17 protein-coding genes are annotated in these 21,185 nt (G+C 67.2%); 10 read left to right on the forward strand and 7 right to left on the reverse strand.

What is annotated here, in order from left to right:
- Positions 1–75: 75 nt before the first annotated feature.
- Positions 76–1,245 (reverse strand): epoxide hydrolase family protein, encoded by a 1,170-nt coding sequence (locus tag FA90_RS12980; protein WP_036169316.1) that lies wholly within the window; start codon positions 1,243–1,245, stop codon positions 76–78.
- A gap of 147 nt (positions 1,246–1,392) precedes the next feature.
- Here FA90_RS12980 and FA90_RS12985 point away from each other — a divergent pair, with 147 nt between their 5' ends.
- A complete protein-coding gene (locus FA90_RS12985; protein WP_051971761.1) occupies positions 1,393–1,890 on the forward strand; it encodes a GAF domain-containing protein in 498 nt (165 codons plus the stop codon).
- A gap of 178 nt (positions 1,891–2,068) precedes the next feature.
- Positions 2,069–2,998 (forward strand): transaldolase, encoded by a 930-nt coding sequence (gene tal / locus FA90_RS12990; RefSeq protein ID WP_036169319.1) that lies wholly within the window; start codon positions 2,069–2,071, stop codon positions 2,996–2,998.
- Positions 2,999–3,073: 75 nt separating this feature from the next.
- Here the strand turns inward: tal and FA90_RS12995 are convergent, their stop codons facing one another.
- From FA90_RS12995 to FA90_RS26965, 3 genes are all read right to left on the reverse strand, one after another.
- Positions 3,074–4,135, reverse strand: coding sequence for a nitronate monooxygenase family protein (locus FA90_RS12995; protein WP_036169321.1), 1,062 nt, complete (start codon positions 4,133–4,135; stop codon positions 3,074–3,076).
- Positions 4,136–4,436: 301 nt separating this feature from the next.
- Positions 4,437–6,068, reverse strand: coding sequence for a methyl-accepting chemotaxis protein (locus FA90_RS27520; RefSeq protein ID WP_081933833.1), 1,632 nt, complete (start codon positions 6,066–6,068; stop codon positions 4,437–4,439).
- Positions 6,069–6,336: 268 nt separating this feature from the next.
- Positions 6,337–6,513, reverse strand: coding sequence for a hypothetical protein (locus FA90_RS26965; RefSeq protein WP_197065296.1), 177 nt, complete (start codon positions 6,511–6,513; stop codon positions 6,337–6,339).
- Positions 6,514–6,519: 6 nt separating this feature from the next.
- On the opposite strand from FA90_RS26965, the gene FA90_RS13005 reads away from it, so the two are divergent.
- A complete protein-coding gene (locus FA90_RS13005) occupies positions 6,520–7,284 on the forward strand; it encodes a TauD/TfdA family dioxygenase (protein ID WP_197065297.1) in 765 nt (254 codons plus the stop codon).
- Positions 7,285–7,286: 2 nt separating this feature from the next.
- Entirely contained in the window at positions 7,287–8,687 is a 1,401-nt protein-coding gene (locus FA90_RS13010; RefSeq protein ID WP_051971764.1) for an MFS transporter, read from the forward strand.
- Here FA90_RS13010 and FA90_RS13015 read toward each other — a convergent pair.
- Positions 8,647–9,321 carry a TetR family transcriptional regulator gene (locus FA90_RS13015; protein ID WP_081933835.1) on the reverse strand — a complete coding sequence of 225 codons (675 nt, stop codon included), beginning with the start codon at positions 9,319–9,321 and terminating at the stop codon, positions 8,647–8,649. The genes FA90_RS13010 and FA90_RS13015 overlap by 41 nt on opposite strands.
- 157 nt (positions 9,322–9,478) lie before the next feature.
- Between FA90_RS13015 and FA90_RS13020 the strand changes: the two genes are divergently transcribed.
- The 6 genes from FA90_RS13020 (at position 9,479) to FA90_RS13045 (ending at position 19,301) form a co-directional block, all read left to right on the forward strand.
- Complete coding sequence (locus tag FA90_RS13020) at positions 9,479–10,813, forward strand: efflux RND transporter periplasmic adaptor subunit (protein WP_036169326.1); 1,335 nt, start codon at positions 9,479–9,481, stop codon at positions 10,811–10,813.
- Positions 10,814–10,831: 18 nt separating this feature from the next.
- On the forward strand, positions 10,832–13,987 hold the full coding sequence (locus tag FA90_RS13025; protein WP_036169329.1) for an efflux RND transporter permease subunit: 3,156 nt from the start codon (positions 10,832–10,834) through the stop codon (positions 13,985–13,987).
- Positions 13,988–13,995: 8 nt separating this feature from the next.
- On the forward strand, positions 13,996–15,417 hold the full coding sequence (locus FA90_RS13030; protein WP_036175584.1) for an efflux transporter outer membrane subunit: 1,422 nt from the start codon (positions 13,996–13,998) through the stop codon (positions 15,415–15,417).
- A 174-nt stretch (positions 15,418–15,591) separates the two neighbouring features.
- Positions 15,592–16,575 carry a M28 family peptidase gene (locus FA90_RS13035; RefSeq protein ID WP_081933836.1) on the forward strand — a complete coding sequence of 328 codons (984 nt, stop codon included), beginning with the start codon at positions 15,592–15,594 and terminating at the stop codon, positions 16,573–16,575.
- An 11-nt stretch (positions 16,576–16,586) separates the two neighbouring features.
- On the forward strand, positions 16,587–17,321 hold the full coding sequence (locus FA90_RS13040) for a haloacid dehalogenase type II (protein WP_036169331.1): 735 nt from the start codon (positions 16,587–16,589) through the stop codon (positions 17,319–17,321).
- A gap of 249 nt (positions 17,322–17,570) precedes the next feature.
- Entirely contained in the window at positions 17,571–19,301 is a 1,731-nt protein-coding gene (locus tag FA90_RS13045) for a methyl-accepting chemotaxis protein (protein WP_036169333.1), read from the forward strand.
- A 23-nt stretch (positions 19,302–19,324) separates the two neighbouring features.
- On the opposite strand, the gene hemW is transcribed toward FA90_RS13045, so the two are convergent.
- Both hemW and rdgB read right to left on the reverse strand, forming a co-directional pair.
- A complete protein-coding gene (hemW, locus tag FA90_RS13050) occupies positions 19,325–20,560 on the reverse strand; it encodes a radical SAM family heme chaperone HemW (RefSeq protein WP_036169335.1) in 1,236 nt (411 codons plus the stop codon).
- 19 nt (positions 20,561–20,579) lie between these two features.
- On the reverse strand, positions 20,580–21,164 hold the full coding sequence (gene rdgB / locus FA90_RS13055; protein WP_036169336.1) for an RdgB/HAM1 family non-canonical purine NTP pyrophosphatase: 585 nt from the start codon (positions 21,162–21,164) through the stop codon (positions 20,580–20,582).
- Positions 21,165–21,185 lie beyond the last annotated feature (21 nt).

Raw genomic sequence — 21,185 nt, forward strand, 5'->3', positions numbered from 1 at the left:
CTCCTTCCATGGATGGGGATGATCCGTGGATTAGACGCGCCGCATGGTGGCAGGTTCGGCAAATTCGCAGGCGGTTCAGGCTTCGCGCAAGGGCCGGAAGAAGGCGCGGATTTCCTCGGCCAGCCGTTGCGGCTGCTCGAGCGCGGCGAAGTGGCCGCCGGCCGGCATCTCGGTCCAGCGCCGCACGTCGAAGCAGCGCTCGGCCCAGCTGCGCGGCGGCATCGGGATTTCAGAGGGGAAGGCCGCCACGCCGATCGGCGGCTGCACCCGGCCTTCCGGCTTGACCGGACGCGCGCTGTCTTCGACATACATCTGGAACGACGAAAAGATGGTTTGCGTGAACCAGTACAGGCTGATGTCGGTGAGCAGCGTGTCGAGCGAAATCGACTTGTCGAAGTCGTCGCTCCAGGCGTGGAATTTCTCGGCGATCCAGGCGGCCAGCCCGGCCGGCGAATCGTTCAGTCCGGCCGCCGCCGTGTAGGGCTTGGTCGCATGCATGCGCCGGTACGCGCCCTCTTCCTCCTTCCATGCGTCCTGGCGCTTCTTCCATGCCTGTTCCTCGGGCGTGAGGGGCGGCTGCCCGTCGCCCAGCGGTGGCTGGTACGAGGTCGGGATGTAGTTCAGGTGCATCCCGATCAGGCGCTCGGGGAAGCGGATGCCGAGCCAGCTGCTGAGGTTCGAGCCGAGGTCTCCGCCCTGGGCGCCGAAGCGCTCGTAGCCCAGCTGGGTCATCAGGGCCGCCCACAGCGCCGCCGTCTCGTAAGTGCCGGTGCCCTTGTGGCCGTCGCTCGGCGAAAAGGCGTAGCCGGGCAGCGACGGGACGACCACGTGGAAGGCGTCAGCCGGATCGGCGCCGTGCGCACCCGGGTCGGCCAGCAGCGGGATCAGCTTTTCGAACTCGATGAACGAGCCCGGCCAGCCATGCGTCAGCACCAGCGGCAGCGGCGCCGGACCCTTGCCCGGCTGGTGCACGAAGTGGATCGTGCGCCCTTTCAATTGCGCGAGGTACTGCGGCAAGGCGTTCAGGCGCGCTTCCTGGGTGCGCCAGTCGAAATCGCGCGCCCAGTAGTCGAGCAGGCCGTACAGGAAGCCGGGGTTGACGCCCTGGTGCCAGCCCTGCTCCTGCAGGCCGGGGGCAAGACGTACGCGCGCGAGGCGCTGGCGCAGCTCAATCAGGTCGGCATCCGGAATGGCGATGCGAAATGGCTCGATCGACGGCTCGATCGGCTGGGTTGCGTTGCTCATGGCATCTCCGCGGCGTTGTCGCCAAAGGCTGGGCAGCCGATTGTAGGCGCGCCGCGCCCGGCCGAGCGCACGGCTCGCCGCTCCCTTACAATAGGCGCTTGGCTTAACCATCAACAGCAACCCGGCAACATCGACCGCTCATCCATCATGCACATCAATCCCGAACGCAGCACCCGTCCCGACTATGACCTGCTGGTGCGCCAGGTCGCCAGCGTCCTCGAAGGCGAGCGCGACCTCACCGCCAACGCTTCGCAGTTCTCGGCCCTGGTCTACGACACCCTCTCCGACCTGAACTGGGCCGGCTTTTACCTGACCGTGCCGAGCAAGAAAGGCGAAGGCCAGGACCTGCTGGTCGGCCCGTTCCAGGGCAAGCCGGCCTGCGCGCGCATCCCGTTCGGGCGCGGCGTGTGCGGCACCACCGCCGTCAAGCGCGAAACCATCGTCGTGCCAAACGTGCACGCCTTCCCCGGCCACATCGCCTGCGACTCGGCCTCGAACTCGGAAATCGTGCTGCCGGTGATCAAGGACGGCAAGCTGGTCGGCGTGTTCGACATCGACAGCCCGACCCTCGACCGCTTCTCGCCCGAAGACAAGGCCGGCCTGGAAGCGATGGTCGCGGCGTTCGTCGCCGCCACCGATTGCTGACCGGACTGAATCACCTGACGCTGGCGGTGCTCGAGCTCGACCGCAGCGTCGAGTTCTACATTGGCTCGCCGCGCCGTATGCCGGGATGCGCTTTCCAACTGAGGCAGCGAAATTGCGGCCCGAAACGCGCGCGGCGTTACAATCACGGGATTCGGATTCCCACTACCTTGCACGCACCATGAACCAACTCGAACAGCTCAAGCAGTACACCACCGTGGTCGCCGACACCGGTGACTTCCAGTCGATCAAGGCCTACGCGCCGCAGGACGCGACCACCAACCCGTCGCTGATCCTGAAAGCCGTGCAGAAGCCGGAATACCGTCCGCTGCTGGAAAAGGCCGTCGCCGACGCCAACGGCGCCTCGATCGACGCGATCATCGACAGCCTGCTGATCGCCTTCGGCACCGAGATCCTGAAGTACGTACCGGGCCGCGTCTCGACCGAGATCGACGCCGCCCTGTCGTTCGACACCGAAGCGACGGTGGCCAAGGGCCGCGAGCTGATCGCGCTGTACGAAAAGGCCGGCATCGACCGCAAGCGCGTCCTGATCAAGATCGCCTCGACCTGGGAAGGCATCCGCGCCGCCGAGATCCTGGAAAAAGAAGGCATCCGCTGCAACCTGACCCTGCTGTTCTCGCTGTGCCAGGCCGTGGCCTGCGCCGAAGCGGGCGTGCAGCTGATCTCGCCGTTCGTCGGCCGCATCTACGACTGGTACAAGAAATCGACCGGCACCGATTATCAAGGCGCCGACGATCCGGGCGTGCAGTCGGTCAAGCGCATCTACCAGTACTACCGCAAGTTCGGCTACAAGACCGAAGTGATGGGCGCGAGCTTCCGCAACACCTCGCAGATCCTGGAACTGGCCGGCTGCGACCTGCTGACCATCTCGCCGGACCTGCTGCAAAAGCTGGCCGACACCGAAGGCGCGGTCGAGCGCAAGCTGAGCGCCGACGCCGGTGACGACGTTCAAAAGATCGCGATCGACGAAAAGACCTTCCGCTTCATGCTGAACGAAGATGCGATGGGAACCGAGAAGCTGGCCGAAGGCATCCGCGCCTTCTGCGCCGACTCGGCCAAGCTGCGCAAGATGATCGAAGAAATGCTGTGATCGGCGTGTTCACCCGATGAAGAACGGCGGCCGCGAGCCGCCGTTTTGTTTTGCCAGGCGGCCGACGCGCGCTGTTTATCCCTGCAGCTCCTCGGCCAGCAGCCGCACCAGCGCCCCCGCCCCCATCTCGCGCGCCAGCGGCGCCCCTTGACCCGCCCACTGCGCCGCGAATTCGTGGTTGCCGGACTTCGATGCGGCCGCGTGCAGCTGCTTGGCCGCGTCGTAGGCCACCGGGTACGCTGCCGCCGGCGGGCTGCCGGGCGCGTCGCCGTGCGCGATCAGGCGGTTGAACATGCCGCGCGCCGGCCGCCCCGAGATCGCGGCCGTCATGCGCGTGGCGCAGGCGCGCTCGCTCTTCAGGTTGGCGCGGTAGGCGCCGCTCGCCGCCGATTCCGGGCACAGGATGAAGGCGGTGCCCAGCTGCGCCGCCGCCGCGCCCAGGTCCAGCATCGCCCGGACACCGGCGCCATCCATCACGCCGCCGGCGGCCACGACCGGCAAGCGGGTCTGTTTGACCAGCAGCCGCACCAGCACCGCCGTGCTCAGGCGCTCGTCGGTCGCTTCCGGGTCGAACATGCCGCGGTGCCCGCCGGCTTCAAAACCCTGGGCGACGATGGCCTGGACGCCTGCCGCCTCGATCGCGCGCGCCTCCTGCAAGTTGGTCGCGGTCGCCATCGTGAACACGCCGGCGTCGTGGAAAGCGGCGATGCGTTCGCTCGACGGCAGGCCGAAGTGAAAGCTGACCACGCTCGGGCGCGCCTCCAGCACGGTGCGGAACATCGCCTCGTCCTGGTTGAAGGATTGGTAGATTTCATCCAGCGCGGCGGGCGGCTGCGCGCCAGCCTCCGCGAACAGCGGCGCCACGTGCGCCAGCCAGGCCGCTTCGCGCGCGCCGTCGCGTGCGGCCGGCGCGTGACAGAACAGGTTCAGGTTGAGCTGCCCGCGGCTCAGGGCGCGCGTCTCCTCGATCAGCGCGCGGGCGTGGGCGGCAGTGCCGGCCCCCAGCCCGAGCGAACCGAGCGCACCGGCACCGGCGACCGCGGCCGCCATCTTCGGCGTCGACACGCCGGCCATCGGCGCCTGGATGATCGGGTGGCGCAAGGCAAGCCGTTCGAGGAAGGACTGGGTTGCATGCATGGCGGTTCCTTTCGATGACAGTCGTTGATCAAGCGTCGCGCGCGCACAAGCCGATGGGGCTGCCGAACAGCGTAGCGCAGAGCACCCGTGCGCCAGGACTCGCAGGCGCATCGTACACGGCGGTGGATAGGGTCATGTGAGCGGCCACATGCGCCAGCCGCTTTGACAACTCGCAAGGAATGGCTGGCGTCCTCATGCCCTCATTAAAACGCAGACCGGCCGCCGTGGACAACGAATAAAAAAAGCCGGGCGCCTGAACCTTCGCTCAGGCGCCCGGCTTCAGGCGTACATCAAGCCTGGATCAGGCGTAGCCCAGCGCGGGCGTGCGCGCCTGCCCCGCGCGCGCGGGCGCCAGTGCGGACGCACCGTGGCCACCCTGCTCCAGGCGGAACACGCTGACCAGCTGTTCCAGCGCGCCCGCCTGTTCCTGCAGGTCCTGGGCGGTGCCCGCGGCCTGCTGCACCAGGGCGGCGTTCTGCTGGGTGACCTGGTCCATCTGCGAAATCGCCTGGTTGACCTGCTCGATGCCGGCGCTCTGCTCGCGGCTCGCCGAGCTGATCTCGGTCATGATCGCGTGCATGCGCTGCACGCTTTGCAGCACCTCGGCCATGGTATCGCCAGCCTGCGACACCAGTTCATTGCCGGCTTCGACCTGCTGCACCGAGTTACCGATCAGCTCCTTGATTTCCCTGGCCGCCGCCGCCGAGCGCTGGGCCAGGTTGCGCACCTCGGTCGCGACCACGGCGAAGCCGCGGCCCTGCTCGCCGGCACGCGCCGCTTCGACCGCCGCGTTCAGGGCCAGGATATTGGTCTGGAAGGCAATGCCGTCGATCACGCCGATGATGTCGACCACCTTGCGCGAGGAGGAGTGGATCACACCCATCGTGTCGACCACCTGGGCGACCACGCTGCTGCCCTTTTGCGCGACGCCGGCGGCGCTGTCGGCCAGGCTGTTGGCCTGGGCCGCGTGCTCGGCGTTCTGGCGCACGGTGGCGGTCAGCTGCTCCATCGAGGCGGCGGTTTCTTCGAGCGAACTGGCCTGCTGCTCGGTGCGCGAGGACAGGTCGAGGTTGCCGCCCGCGATCTCGCTCGAGGCCTGGGCGATGGTGCCGGTGGCGCCGCGCACGTCGCCGACGATGTTGGCCAGGTTGTCGCGCATCGATTTCATCGCGAACAGCAGGCTGGAGCGGTCGCCGGCGCGGGTTTCGACCTGCACCGACAAGTCGCCCGCGGCGATGCGCGAGACGATCTCGGTGGCATAGTCAGGCTCGCCGCCCAGGCCGCGCATCAGCCAGCGCGTGATCGCAAAGGCGCCGGCCGCACCCAGTACGACGCTGCCCAGCACCAGGCCGAGGATCCAGACGCGCGACGAGGTGTAGCGCTGGTTGCCCTCGACCGCGGCGGCCTGGCCGCCATCGGTGTACATGTCGACGATCTTGTCGACGTGCGCGCGCATGGCCACCACGAGCTTGTTCGATTCGCCGCGCAGCAGGGTCTTGGCGCGGTCGTCATCGTTGGCGCGCCCGGCGCTGCGGATCTTGGCGTCCTCGGCCATGTAGCGCGCCCACATCTCCTGGAGCTGCGCATACATCTCCTTTTCCTGTGGCGTGACCTGCAGCTTGACGTAGTCGTCCTGCATCTTCTTCAGATCTTCCAGGTCCTTGGCGATGACCTGGTCGTATTTATCCATCTCGGCCTGATCGCTGGAAAGCACATATTGCAATTCACGCGTACGAATACGGGCGATCTGGGATTTGATGTCTTCGATAACACGAATACTCGGCATCCAATGCGACGACAATTTCATCGACGTGTCATTTACTTGTGCCAATTGCCAAATTGCCACCGTGCCAACAATGACTGCCAGCGCAATTACCGCTGCAAACGTACTGCCTAGTTTTCCTGCCAAAGATAATCGGGATGAAGTTTTCATTTTCTGTAAACGTTGTCGAATTTCAGCAACATGGCACAATGTTGCCGTACATCAACTATAATACAGGACAAGCCGGCTCTATGAGAAGCGGTCTGCGCGCTTGTTGAAGTTTCGCGACATTTGCGAAACAAACGAGGCGTAATTACAACTGGGGGGCACTGTAAAGGGTTCGTAATTAGGACTTTTGCTTTTTACTCTTGCAACTAAATTGGAATTAACAATGCTCTCTTTGATTGAATATAAAGACAATATTGCATTTGCAAAATCATCATTTTCCTGGGGCCGCGATCTCGATACGATTCTCGATATCCTGTCCAAGCATTTTGATGGCTTCAATGACAATGGCTTTTACGCGCACCCGGAAGAAATTGCCTTGCGCAAGGAATTGTCCAAAGTGCCAACTTTGGCCCATTTGACCGAAGGCCTGCGCGGCCTGAATGCGCATGCCGTCGTGCTGCGCGATCTCGGCCTGCAGGATCTGCCGGAAGACCGGCGCAACGGCGTCCTGTATGCGCTGACGCTCATGCTCGGCTATCCGACCTCGACCGACCAGCGCACCGGCCGCGTGGCCTGGGACGTCAAGGCGCGTCCGGTGGCCGAAGGCGGCGCGCGCTTCACCACGTTTTCCGAGCGGGTCGGCAATGCCGACATGCACACCGACTCCTCGTTCTATCCGATGCCGGAAGAGCAGTTCATCCTGTACGTGGTGGCGGCGGCGCGCTGCAATGGCGGCCAATCGCTGCTGGTGGGCGTCGAGGAAATTTACCAGACGCTGCAGGCCAGTCCGGCCGGCCGCGCCGCCTTCGAGCTGCTGAGCACGACCCCGGTGCCGTTCCGCGTGCCCGCCATCTACGCCGCCGGCGACGAGCAGGTCGAGGTGTTCACCGCCACCGTGTTCGGACCGGCGCGCCGTCCGGGCGCGCGCTGCACCATACGCTGGCGCTACGATTCGATCATGAAGGGCCTGGCCGCGCGTCCCGACCTCGACACGCCCGAGCTGCGCGATGCGATCGCGCTCATGAACCACGCCGCCGAGCATGCCGCGCCGCGCTTCGTGCACCAGCTGGCCACCGACACCCTGCTGCTGGTCGACAACCACCATATGCTGCATGGCCGCACCACCTACGATGACGAAAAGCGCCACCTGATCCGCATCCGCATTTCGGACCTGCCCAACGCCGAGCGCATCGGTCCGTCCGGCGTCGCCAGGGATTGATCATGATCGCAGCTCACCTCGCGCCGGGGCCGGCGCACGTGCAGGAACACGCCGACGGCCTGCCGCCGGCGCGCCGCCTGTGGGCGATGGCGGCGCTGATGACCGGGGTCTCGATGGCCTCGCTCGACACGGCGATCGCCAACACCGCGCTGCCGGCGCTGGCGCAGCAGTTGCACGCCGGCGCCGCCGCCTCGGTCTGGATCGTCAACATCTACCAGCTGGCGATGGTCGCCACGCTGCTGCCGTTCGCGGCGCTCGGCGAAAGCATCGGTTACCGGCGCGTCGCCACGGCCGGCCTGGCGCTGTTCACCCTGGCCTCGCTCGGCTGCGCGCTGGCCTGGGACTTGCCGTCGCTGGTCGCCGCGCGCCTGCTGCAGGGCATCGGCGGCAGCGCGATCATGGGCGTCAACACGGCGCTGCTGCGCGCCATCTACCCTGCGCGCCTGCAGGGCCAGGGCTTCGGCGTGAATGCGCTGATCGTGGCGGTCGCGTTCGCGGTCGGGCCGACACTGGCCTCGCTGATCCTGTCGTTCGCGTCCTGGCCCTGGCTGTTTGCGATCAACGTGCCGCTGGGCGCCGTGGCCTGGGTGCTGGCGCGGCGCGTCCTGCCGGACAACGACCGCTCACCGCATGCGCTGGACCGCAAGGCGGCGCTGTACAACGCGCTCGCCTTCGGCCTGCTGATCCTGCTGCTCGGCGACGCCGCCCACGGCGCCTCGGCGGCCCGCCTGGGCCTGGAAACGCTGGCCACGCTGGCCTGCTTCGCCTTGCTGCTGCGGCGCCAGCGCGGCCAGGCGGCGCCGATCTTTCCCACCGACCTGCTGGCGCGGCCGCTGTTCGCGCTGTCGGCGCTGACCGCGGTGTGCACCTTCGCGGTCCAGAGCCTGGCGTTCGTCGCCCTGCCCTTCCACTTCGAAGCCACGCTCGGCCGTTCGCCGGTCGAGACCGGCTTCCTGCTGACACCGTGGCCGGTCATGGTCGGCGTCATGGGACCGCTGGCCGGGCGCCTGAGCGACCGCTATCACTCCGGGCTGCTGGGCGGCATCGGCCTGCTGGCGCTGTGCGGCGGCATGCTGGCGCTGCTGGTGATGCCGGCGCAGGCAGGCGCGCTCGACATCGCCTGGCGCATGGCCTTGTGCGGGGTCGGCTTCGGCTTCTTCCAGGCGCCGAACATGAAAGCGATCATGGGCAGCGCCCCGCGCGAGCGCGCGGGCGGGGCCAGCGGCATCGTCGCCACCGCACGCCTGTCCGGCCAGGCGCTCGGCGCGGCGCTGGTGGCGTGGTGCCTGGTGCTGTCGCCGCTGCGCGGCACCTTCGATGCGCTCGCCATCGCGGCGGCGCTGGCGCTGATCGGCGCGCTGGTCAGCTTCGCCCGGCTCGGCCTGGGCCGTCCGGCAGCGTGACCGCCGGGGCTGCGCGCTTGCCGGCGCGCAGCCCTTCTATATAAGGATCGATCACGCACTGGCCCAGCTGCAGCAGGTCGAAGCTGGCGGGATCGAACATCCACGAGCGGATCAGCCCGTCGATCATGGTCCACATCGCCAGCGCCAGCGTGCGCGGATCGGCGCAGAGCTCGATCAGGCCCTTGTCGGCGGCCAGGCGGATGCGCCGCTCGGCGCGCGCCATCCAGTTGCTCAGGCTGTACTGGCGGCGCCGGCGCACCGCGTCCATCTCGTCGACGAACTCGACCTTCAAGGTGGCGATCTCGAACACACGCCGCGCGCCCGGATCGTCAACGGTGCGGCGCAGTACCGCCAGCAGATAATCGCGCAGGTCGGCCAGCGGGTCGGCCGATTCGGACTGGTCGAGCAGCTGCAGTTCTGCTTCGAGCGGCAGCGTTGCGCGGTCCATCATCGCGTTGAACAGCGCACCCTTGTCGTCGAAATGCCAATAGATCGCACCGCGCGTCACGCCGGCAGCGGTTGCTATATGCTGCAACGTCGTACGTGACACGCCTTGCTCGACAAATAATTGCTCAGCAGCATCCAAAATATTGTCGCGCGTGGCGGCTGCTTCTTCTTTGGTTCTACGGGCCATCAGCCGGCCTCTCCTTTTTCGCGGGGTTCAAACCCTAAACATACACTCATGATAGTATATCCGGGTTTGTTCAAAAGCCAGCGATAAAACCGTTTGCGACGCCAGCGTAGCGCCGCCGGGCGGTTTTGTACTATCTATAACTGAAGGAAGCCATTTAATGCGCTCTGCCCACTCTTCTTCCCTCTCCTTGACCAAGGTCGCCGCGAGCACCCTGGTGGCCGTCGCCCTGCTGTCGGCCTGCGGCCACAAGGACGCCGCCCCGGCCGGCGGCGCACCTGGCGGCCCCGGCGGCAAGATGCCGCCGCCGCAAGTCGGCGTGATCACCGCCAAAGTCCAATCGGTCGCGCTCGAGTCCGAACTGCCTGCGCGCGTCGAAGCCGTGCGCGTGGCCGAAGTCCGCGCCCGCGTCAACGGCGTGGTGCTCAAGCGCCTGTTTACCGAGGGCAGCATAGTCAAGCAGGGCCAGTCCCTGTTCCAGATCGACCCCGAGCCTTACCAGGCCCAGCTGAACGCCGCGAACGCCGCAGTGGTCCGCGCCCAGGCCGTGCAAGCGTCCGCCAACGCCACCGCCGAGCGCTACAAGCCGCTGGTGCAGGCCCAGGCGATCAGCGCCCAGGACTACACCAACGCGGTCGCCACCGCCAAGCAGGCCGCCGCCGACGTCAACTCGGCCCAGGCCCAGGCGCGCATCGCCAAGATCAACGTCGATTACTCGAACGTGTACGCCCCGATCAGCGGCCGCATCGGCCGCGCCCTGGTCACCGAAGGCGCGCTGGTCTCGGCCACCGAAGCGACCCAGCTGGCGCTGATCCAGCAGACCGACACGGTCTTCCTGAACATCACCGAATCGGCCGCCGACCTGCAGCGCCTGCGCAAGAACGCCGCCGACAAGGGCATGACCTCGGGCGTCCCGGTCACGGTCGTGCGCGACGACGGCACCGACCTCGGCCGCCAGGGCAAGCTGCTGTTCTCCGACATCACCGTCGACCCGACCAGCGGCCAGGTGACCCTGCGCGCCCAGATCGCCAACCCGGACCAGGATCTGCTGCCGGGCCAGTACGTGCGCGTGCGCCTGGCGCAGAGCGAAGTCCCGTCGGCCATCCTGGTGCCGCAGCAGGCCGTCACCCGCGGCGGCGCCCAGGGCGACACCCTGATGGTGATCGGCGCCGACAACAAGCCGGTCCCGCGTCCGGTCAAGATCGCCTCGCAGAACGGCAGCAACTGGGTCGTCACCGGCGGCCTGCAGGAAGGCGAGAAGGTCATGGTGGACGGCTTCCAGAAACTGCAGATGCTGCCTCCGGGCACCCCGGTGCAGCCGGTCGCCTGGACCCCGCAGAACGACAACTCGGCCACGGCCAGCGCCGGCAACGCCGCCGCGGCGCCGAACGTGAGCGGCGCCAAGGCCACCACCGTCGGCCCGTCGTCGAACACGCCGCAAGCCGGTTCGCCAGCCGCTGGCGCCGCCGCCGGCCCGGGCAACACCCGCCAGTAATCGATAGGACTCTAGTCAATGGCACGTTTTTTTATTGACCGCCCAATTTTTGCCTGGGTGATCGCGCTGTTCATCATGGTGCTTGGCGGCGTCGCCATCAAGCAGCTGCCGATCGCGCAATATCCGACCGTGGCGCCGCCGTCGATCGTCGTCAGCGTCGCTTATCCGGGCGCCTCGGCCCAGACCCTCGACGACTCGGTCATCTCGGTGATCGAGCGCGAGATGAACGGCTCGCCCGGCATGATCTACATGGAGTCGACCAGCCAGGCCAACGGCACCGGCACCATCACGATCTCGTACGAGACCGGCACCGACCCCGACCTGGCCCAGGTCGACGTCCAGAACCGCCTGTCGCGCGCGACCCCGCGCCTGCCCGCGGCCGTGACCCAGCAGGGCGTGCGCGTGGACAAATCGCGTTCGAACTTCCTGCTGTTCACCATCCTCTCCTCGAGCGACCCGAACTGGGACAGCGTGGCGCTGGGCGACTATGCCTCGCGTAACGTGCTGCCCGAGATCCAGCGCATCAAGGGTGTGGGCCAGGCCCAGCTGTTCGGCACCGAAAGGGCGATGCGCATCTGGATCGATCCGGCCAAGCTGGTCGGCTTCAACATGTCGCCGAACGACGTCAACAACGCGATCCGCGCCCAGAACGCCCAGGTGGCTTCGGGTACGATCGGCGACCTGCCGCTGGCGCAGGGCCAGCAGATCACCGCGACCGTGGTCGTGACCGGCCAGCTCAGCACCATCGAGCAGTTCGGCAACATCGTGCTGCGCGCCAACCCGGACGGCTCGACCGTGCGCCTGAAGGACGTGGCGCGCATCGAGATCGGCGGCCAGGCCTATTCGACGTCGACGCGCCTGAACGGCAAGGTCGCGACCGGTATCGGCGTGCAGTTGTCGCCGTCCGGTAACGCGCTCGAAACCGCGAACCTGATCAAGGCGCGCATGGCCGAGCTGCAGAAGTACTTCCCGAAGGGCATGCGCTACGACATCCCGTACGACTCGACCAAGTTCATCCAGGTCTCGATCAGCCAGGTGGTGGAAACCCTGGTCGAAGCGATCATCCTGGTGTTCATCGTGATGTTCATCTTCCTGCAGAACATCCGCTACACCCTGATCCCGACCATCGTGGTCCCGGTCGCCCTGCTCGGCTCGTTCGCGACCCTGTTCGCGCTGGGCTTCTCGATCAACGTGCTGACCATGTTCGGCATGGTGCTGGTGATCGGTATCGTGGTCGACGACGCCATCGTGGTGGTGGAGAACGTCGAGCGCATCATGTCCGAGGAAGGCCTGGCGCCGCTGCCTGCAACCCGCAAGGCGATGGGCCAGATCTCCGGCGCGATCATCGGCGTGACCGTGGTGCTGATCTCGGTGTTCGTGCCGCTGGCCTTCTTCGCCGGTTCGGTCGGCAACATCTACCGCCAGTTCTCGGCGGTGATGGTGTCCTCGATCGCGTTCTCGGCCTTCCTGGCGCTGTCGCTGACGCCGGCGCTGTGCGCCACCCTGCTCAAGCCGGTCGAAGCCGGCCACCACATGGAGAAGCGCGGCTTCTTCGGCTGGTTCAACCGCACCTTCAGCACCGGCGCCAAGCGCTATGAAGGCATCGTCGGCAAGATCCTCAAGCGCACCGGCCGCGCCTTCGTCGTGTTCGTGCTGCTGATCGGCCTGGTCGGCCTGATCTTCGCGCGCATGCCGAACTCGTTCCTGCCGAACGAAGACCAGGGCTACGTGATCGCCAACATCCAGCTGCCGCCGGGCGCCACCGCCGAGCGTACCGACGCCGTCCTCAAAGCCATGGAAAACTACGTGCTCAAGCAGCCCGAAGTGGCCGACATGGTGGCCGTGACCGGGTTCTCGTTCTCGGGCCAGGGCCAGAACATGGGTCTCGCCTTCATCCCGCTGAAATCCTGGGAAGACCGCAAGGGCGCCGGCCAGGCCGCGCAGGACTTCGCCAACCGCGTGACCATGCACATGGGCGCGCTGCGCGACTCGTTCATCTTCGTGGTGAGCCCGCCGCCGATCCCCGAACTGGGCCGCGGCACCGGTTTCTCGTTCCGTCTCCAGGACCGCGGCGGCCTCGGCCACGACGCCCTGCTGCAGGCGCGTAACCAGATGCTGGGAATGGCGATGAAGAACCCGGTCCTGACCGGCATCCGTCCGGAAGGCCTGGAAGACGCGCCGCAGCTGCGCCTGGACATCGACCGCGACAAGGCGCAAGCCCTGGGCGTCACGTTCGACGCGATCAATACCGCGCTGTCGACCTCGATTGGTTCGGCATACGTGAACGACTTCCCGAACGCCGGCCGCCTGCAGCGCGTGATCGTGCAGGCCGATGCGCGCGACCGCATGCAGCCGGAAGACCTGCTGAAGATCAACGCCCTGAACACCAAGGGCCAGCCGGTGCCGATGTCGGCCTTCGCCACGACGCGCTGGGTCACCGGTCCGATGCAGACCACGCGCTACAACGGCTATCCGGCGATGAGCATCACCGGCGACGCCGCTCCGGGCCACTCGACCGGCGACGCGCTGGCCGAGATGCAGAAGATGGCGGCCCAGCTGCCGGCCGGCTTCGCCTACGAATGGACCGGCCAGTCGCGCGAGGAAATCCTGGCCGGCTCGACCATCTTCGTGCTGATCGCCTTCGCGCTGCTGGCGGTGTTCCTGGCCCTGGCCGCGCTGTACGAATCGTGGTCGATCCCGGTCTCGGTGCTGCTGGTGGTGCCGCTCGGCGTGCTCGGCTCGCTGCTGGCCGCGACCATGCGCGGCATGCCGAACGACGTGTACTTCAAGGTCGGCCTGATCACCGTGATCGGCCTGGCGGCGAAGAACGCGATCCTGATCGTCGAGTTCGCGAAAGACCTGCAGGCGCAGGGCAAGTCGCCGTTCGAGGCCGCGCTGGAAGCGGCGCACCTGCGCTTCCGCCCGATCATCATGACCTCGCTGGCCTTCATCCTCGGCGTACTGCCGCTGGTGGTGGCGAGCGGCGCCGGCGCGGCTTCGCAGCGCGCGATCGGCACCGGCGTGATGGGCGGCATGATCACCGCGACCCTGCTCGGCGTGTTCTTCGTGCCGGCGTTCTTTGTTGTCATTCGCAGCTTTTTCAAGGGCAGCAAGCGGCAGCAAGACTTGAACACCCATGACGAACAAGAGAGAATTGCTGAATCCAAAACCTGATGACCACCATGAAACGACTCTCTTCCCTGCTCCCGCTGACCATGGCCCTGGTCCTGGCCGGCTGTGTGAATCTGGCGCCGAAGTACGAACGTCCGGCGGCGCCGGTCGCGGGCGCATTCCCGACCGTGGAAGGTACCGTCAACAGCGGTAACCCGGTCGCGCCCCAGGCGCCGGCCAGCATCGCCTGGCAGCACTTCTTCACCGACCAGCGCCTGCAGCAGCTGATCACGCTGGCGTTGAACAACAACCGCGACCTGCGCGTGGCCGTGCTGAACATCGAGCAGGCGCGCGCCGCCTACCAGATCCAGCGCGCCGGCCAGTTCCCCGCGATCGGCCTGGGCGCCAGCGCCAACCGCGTCAAGGCCGGCCACGATGCGCCGATCTCGAGCACCTACTCGGCTGGCCTGGCCGTGTCGAGCTTCGAGCTGGACTTGTTCGGGCGCCTGCGCAACCTGACCGAAGCAGCCCAGGCGCAGTTCCTGGCCACCGAGGAGTCGCGCAAGACGGTGCAGATCAGCCTGATCTCGCAGGTGGCCAACACCTACCTGACCTTCCTGGCCGACCAGGAGCTGCTCGACCTGACCCAGCAGACCCTGAAGACGCGCGAGGATTCGCTGCGCCTGACCCAGCTGCGCTTCGACAACGGCGTCGCTTCGCGCCTCGAACTCGACCAGGCGGTCTCGCTGGTCGAGCAGGCCCGCACCACGCTGGCCCAGGCCCAGCGCCAGCGCGCTCAGGACCTGAACCTGCTGACGCTGCTGATCGGCCAGCCGATTCCGGACAACCTGCCGCAAGGCCTGACGCTGGCCGACACCAACCTGCCGGACCTGCCGGCCGGGCTGCCGTCGGACCTGCTGGCGACCCGTCCGGACGTGCGTTCGGCCGAGCAGCAGCTGGTCGCCGCCAACGCCGACATCGGCGCGGCGCGCGCCAACTTCTTCCCGCGCATCACGCTGACGGGCGAAGCCGGCGGCATCAGCAACCAGCTCTCCAACCTGACCAGCAACGGCCTGGGCTGGAGCTTCGCGCCGTCGGTGGTGCTGCCGATCTTCGACTTCGGCCGCAACCGCGCCGGCCTCGAGAGCGCACGCGCCCAGCGTGACATCTCGGTGGCGCAGTACGAGAAGAGCATCCAGACCGCGTTCCGCGAAGTCGCCGACGCGCTGGCCGGCCAGGCGACCTACGCCGCCCAGCTGCGCGCGCAGCAGGCGGTGGCGCAGGCCGAGGCCGACCGCTTCAAGCTGTCCGACCTGCAGTACCGCAACGGCATCTCCAGCCAGCTCGACCTGCTGGACGCCCAGCGCTCGCTGTTCACCGCCCAGCAGCAGTCGATCGAAGCCAACCTGGCGCGCCTGCAGAACCAGGTGGTGCTGTACCGCGTACTCGGCGGCGGCTGGATCGAGCCGGGGCAGCAGACCGCGGCGCGCTGACCCGGCGCACGCACCCCGCACGATTGAGGTGCCCCAACCGGGGCCGGTCGGCGATTTCGGTATGATGAAATCGCAGGCCGGCCCCGGTCTTTTTTTTACGCTCGCCTGGGCGTTCATGTTGGCGTGGGCCAGCCCGTTTGCGGCCGGCCGCCCTTCGCGCCGGCGCGCCGGATCATGCGCTCCTTTCTACGAGACCACTGGAAAGCCATTGTCGTCATCCTCCTGCTGGTCGTGCTGGCGACCTTCACCGTGAAACCGGGCGCCGCACCGGTCGCGCCTTCGCTCGCCGATCGCCTGCGCGCGCACGTGCAGGCGATCGCGTCCGAGGAACACAACACCGCCAACCCGCAGCAGCTCGAACAGGCCGCGCGCTACATCGAGACCGCGCTGCGCGCAGAAGGCTACGCCATCCATCGCCAGGAATACAAAGCCGGCGGGCAGAAGGTGCGCAACATCGAGGTGTCGGTCGCCAACGTCGCGCCGCATCAAAAGCCGGCGCGCATCTTCATCGTTGGCGCACACTACGATTCCGCACCGGGTGCGCCGGGTGCCAACGACAACGGCAGCGGCACGGCGGCGGTGCTGGAACTGGCGCGCCTGCTCAAGACGCTGAGCCCGAGCCAGGGCACCGAGATCAAGTTCGTCTTTTTCGTCAACGAAGAGCCGCCCTGGTTCATGGGCAGCGAGATGGGCAGCATGCAGCACGCGCGCCAATTGCATGCCGACGGCATGAACGTGGCCGGCGCGCTGATCCTCGAAACCATCGGCTGGTACTCGCAGCAGCGCCACAGCCAGCAGCTGCCGCCGGGCCTCGAGGGACGCTATCCGGACACCGGCAACTTCATCGCTTTCGTGGGCACGCTGCAGTCGTCGCGCCTGGTCCAGCAGGCGCTGGCGGCGTTCCGGGGCGCCTCCGACTTCCCGGCCCACGGCCTGGCGGCGCCGGACTACGTGCAGGGCGTGACGCTGTCCGACCACGCGTCGTATAACCGCTTCGGCTACCCGGCGATCATGATCACCGACACCGCCTTCATGCGCTATCCCTACTACCACACCGCCGACGACACGCCCGACAAGGTCGACTACGACAGCGTCGCACGCGTGGTGAGCGGCCTGGCCCACACGATCGAAGCGCTGGCCGCCGGCCAGCAAAGCTGAAGGAGACTTCGATGAGCGATCCCGCGGATTTCAGCCAGCTCCAGCTGCTCGGCTTCGACGTGTTCGGCACCGTGGTCGACTGGCGCTCGGGCGTGGCGCGCGCCGCCGCGCCCTTCCTCGCGCGCCACGGCATCGACGCCGAACCGCACGTCTTCGCCGATGCCTGGCGCGCGCGCTACCAGCCGGCGATGGAAACCGTGCGCAGCGGCGCGCGGCCCTGGACCAGACTCGACGTGCTCAACCGCGAGAACCTCGAGGATGTGCTGGCCCGGTATGGGGTCGAGCCGGACGCCATCCCGGCCGCCGAGCTCGATGAACTGAACCGCGCCTGGGAGCGCCTCGATCCCTGGCCCGAGGCGCTCGAGGGCCTGGCGCGCCTGAAGCGCCGTTTCGCCATCGCGCCGGTGTCGAACGGTTCCATCGGCGGCATGCTGCGCCTGGCGCGCTTCGGCGGCCTGCCCTGGGACGTGCTGCTGGGCGCCGAGATGGCGCGCGACTACAAGCCCAAGCCCGAGGTCTACCTGGCCTCGATCGCCGCGGCCGGTTACGCGCCCGCCGAGGTTGCGATGGTCGCCGCCCACAACCAGGACCTGGCCGCCGCGCGCGCGCTCGGCCTCAAGACCATCTTCGTGCGCCGCCCGCACGAGCACGGCCCGCGCCAGACCACCGACCTGCACGTCGAGCAGGACTGGGACGTGGTCGCCGACAGCCTGCTCGAGGTGGCGGACGCGCTCGGCTGTCCCTGATCGGCGTTCTCCCGAACACGGGCACACCGCCTGGCCTTCGGCAAGGAACGTGCGCCGATGGTGTTCGGCTGGATCTGCAACAGCGCCGTGACCCCGGCCAGACATCGACAAGGTATGCAAAACGCGTACTTACGCGTGTCGATTCGCCACAGAACATCGAAAAAACACATAAAGTTTCCAGCTGGACATAAATGGCGAATAAACTGTTGCCATCCAGAATATCCAGCTCCGTTCGACACGCCCAGAGACATGAATTATTTCCTCCAACACCTGCGCATCGGCACCCGTCTGGCCGCCGCCTTCGCGCTGATCCTGATCCTCGCCATCATCGCCGCCGCGTCCGCGCTGCTGACCGCGCGCGCCAATGCCCAGGCCACCGCGCGCATGATGGACATGCCGCTGCATAAGGAGCGCCTGGTCTCCGACTGGTACGTGCTGACGTACTCGGCGATCGAGCGTACCTCGCTGATCGCGCGCAGCACCGACAATACCCTGAGCGCGGTGTTCGCCGAGCAGATCGCCACGGCCGTCAACAACACCACGGCCGTGATCAAGCAGGTCGAGCCGCTGCTCGATACGGCGGAGGAAAAAACCCAGATGGACACGGTGCAGCAGATGCGCGCCAAGTTCCAGGCCGCCAAGAACGCCGTGATGGAGGCCAAGAAGGCCGGCGACAACGACGCGGCCGAGCGTCTCTACAAGGAGCAGTTCCAGGCCGCCGGACGCAACTACGCCGAGTCGCTCAAGACCCTGCTCGCGACCGAGCGCCGCACCATCGACGAGATGAAGAGCTCGATCCAGACCGCCTACGACGAGCGTGCGCGCCTGGTGGAACTGATGAACGGCCTGATGATCGTGCTCGGGGCGCTGGCCGCGGTGGCGATCACGCGCAGCATCACCCGTCCGCTGGCCGACGCGGTACAGGCCGCCGAAACCGTCGCCGACGGCGACCTGAGCGGCGTGTTCGAACGCCAGCGCCGCGACGAACTCGGCGACCTGATGCGCGCCATGCAGGGCATGAACGACGGCCTGGCCAAGGTGGTGTCCGAAGTCCAGCACGGCACCCGCTCGATCGCCGGCGCCTCGAGCGAGATCGCCACCGGCAACCTCGACCTCTCCAGCCGCACCGAGCAGCAGGCCGGTGCGCTGGAAGAAACCGCCTCGTCGATGGAAGAGCTGACCTCGACCGTGCGCCACAATGCCGACAACGCGACCCAGGCCAACCAGATGGCGCAGGCGGCCTCGCAAGTGGCCGTGCGCGGCGGCGAGATCGTCGGCCAGGTGGTCGAGACCATGGGCGCGATCGACGGCGCTTCGCGCAAGATCGTCGACATCATCGGCGTCATCGACGGGATCGCCTTCCAGACCAATATCCTGGCGTTGAACGCGGCGGTGGAAGCGGCGCGCGCCGGCGAGCAGGGACGCGGCTTCGCGGTGGTGGCCTCGGAGGTGCGCAACCTGGCGCAGCGTTCGGCCAGCGCGGCCAAGGAGATCAAGGCGCTGATCGGCGACTCGGTCACCCAGGTCAACGCCGGCACGGTGCTGGTGCAGCAGGCCGGCGCCACCATCGGCGAAGTCGTCACCAGCGTGGCGCGCGTGACCGACATCATGGCCGAGATCACCGCCGCCAGCCGCGAGCAGAGCGCCGGCATCGACCAGGTTAACACGGCGATCACGCAGATGGACCAGATGACGCAGCAGAACGCCGCGCTGGTCGAGGAAGCCGCCGCGGCGGCAGCCAGCATGCAGGAACAGGCGGCGCACCTGGAGCAGATGGTGAGCCGGTTCCGCCTTGGCGCGCAAGGCGCCGCGATGGCGCCGGCGGCGCAGCCGGCCCGCGCCCGCGCAGTCCCGGCCCGCCCTGCCCCGGCTGCTGCCAAGCGCCTGGCCGCCGCGCCCGCGCCCGCACGCGCGAGCGCCCAGCGTGCGAGCGCCAAGCGCGAGCCGGCCCTGGCACAGGACGAGTGGGAACAGTTCTGAAGTAAGGCCAACCCTTCCTGGGCTTACTCGCCCAGGAACATCTCTTGCAGGTCGTTCAGGAAGCGCTGACCCAGCTCGGTGGGCTTGATCAGCTTGAAGTCGCGCGTGATCAGGCCCTTCGCTTCCGCCTCGTTGAGCGGCTTGTCGATCGCGTTGATCGTCATGCCGGTGCGCTCGCCGAACAGGTTGGGATCGAATCCTTCGCTCAGGCGCAGCGCGTTGAGCATGAACTCGAAGCCCATCTCGGCGCGCGTGATCTCGTGCTCCTCGCTGACCGCATTGCCCTGCCTGGCCGCGTCCATGAACGATTGCGGCTGCTTGTAGCGCGCCTGGCGCAGCACGCGGTGCGGGAACGACAGCTTCGAATGCGCGCCGGCGCCGATGCCGAGATAATCCCCGAAATTCCAGTAGTTCAGGTTGTGGCGCGCGCGCTGTCCGGCCCTGGCATACGCCGACACCTCGTAATGCTGGTAGCCCGCCCCCGCCATGCGCTCGAAGATCATGTCCTGGATGTCGGCGCTTTCGTCGTCGTCCGGCAGCGGCGGCGGGTATTTCGCGAACACCGTGTTCGGCTCCATCGTCAGGTGGTACAGCGACAGGTGCGGCGGCGCGAACGACAGCGCGGTGTCGATGTCCTGGCGGGCTTCGAGCAGCGTCTGGCGCGGCAGCGCATACATCAGGTCGAGGTTGAAGTTATCGAAGGTGGCGTGCGCGATCTCGACCGCCTTGATCGCCTCGCGCGCGTCGTGGATGCGGCCCAGCGCCTGCAGGTGCGCGCCGTTGAAGCTCTGGATGCCGATCGACAGGCGGTTGATGCCGCTCTCGCGGAACTGGCGGAACTTGTCGGCCTCGAAGGTGCCCGGATTGGCTTCCATCGTGATCTCGGCGTCGAGGTCGAGCGGCAGCAGCGTGCGCAGGTCCGACATCAGGCGCTCCAGGCCGGCCGCCGACATCAGGCTGGGCGTGCCGCCGCCGATGAACACCGTGTGGATCTTGCGGCCCCAGATCAGCGGCAGCGAACTTTCCAGGTCGGCGCGCAGGGCGTCCAGGTAGGCCTGTTCGGGAATCGGGCCGTTCGATTCGTGCGAGTTGAAATCGCAGTACGGGCACTTGCGCACGCACCAGGGCCAGTGGATGTACAGCGACAGCGGCGGCAGCGCGGTCAGGTTCAAGGCGCCGGGCTGCAGGTATTGCAGGGCGGCGCTGGCCGGGGTGCGCGGCGCGCCGGTCTCGGGCGCGGCTGGCTTGATTGGGATCATAAGCGGGACGATCAGCAAATTACTTGAGTTTCTTGACCAGCGCGCGCAGCGCCTGGCCGCGGTGCGACACCGCATTCTTTTCATGCGCCTCGAGCTCGGCCGCGGTCTTGCCGAATTCCGCCAGCAGGAAGTGCGGATCGTAGCCGAAACCGCCGGCGCCGCGCGCCTCGTCGACGATCCGGCCGCGCCAGACGCCATCGGCGATGACCGGCTGCGGATCGTCGGCGTGGCGGACGTACACCAGCACGCAGTAGAAATAGGCCGACTTGTCGTCGATGCCGGCCAGGTCGCGCACCAGCTTCTCGCTGTTGCGCGCGTCCGACTTGGGCAGGCCGGCATAGCGCGCCGAATGCACGCCGGGCGCGCCGCCCAGCGCGTTGACGCAGACGCCGGAATCGTCGGCCAGCGCCGGCAGGCCGGTCAGGCGCGCGGCGTGGCGCGCCTTGGCCAGCGCATTCTCGACGAAGGTGCCGAAGGGCTCCTCGGCTTCCGGCACGTTGAATTCGCCCTGCGGATGCAGTTCGAAACCGATCGGGCCGAGCAGCTGGGCGAATTCCTTGAGCTTGCCGGCATTGTTGGAGGCGAGGATGAGGCGTTGGGTCATGGTGTGTTGCGGTGAGCGAGG

The organism is Massilia sp. 9096, assembly GCF_000745265.1.
Lineage (GTDB): Bacteria > Pseudomonadota > Gammaproteobacteria > Burkholderiales > Burkholderiaceae_D > Telluria.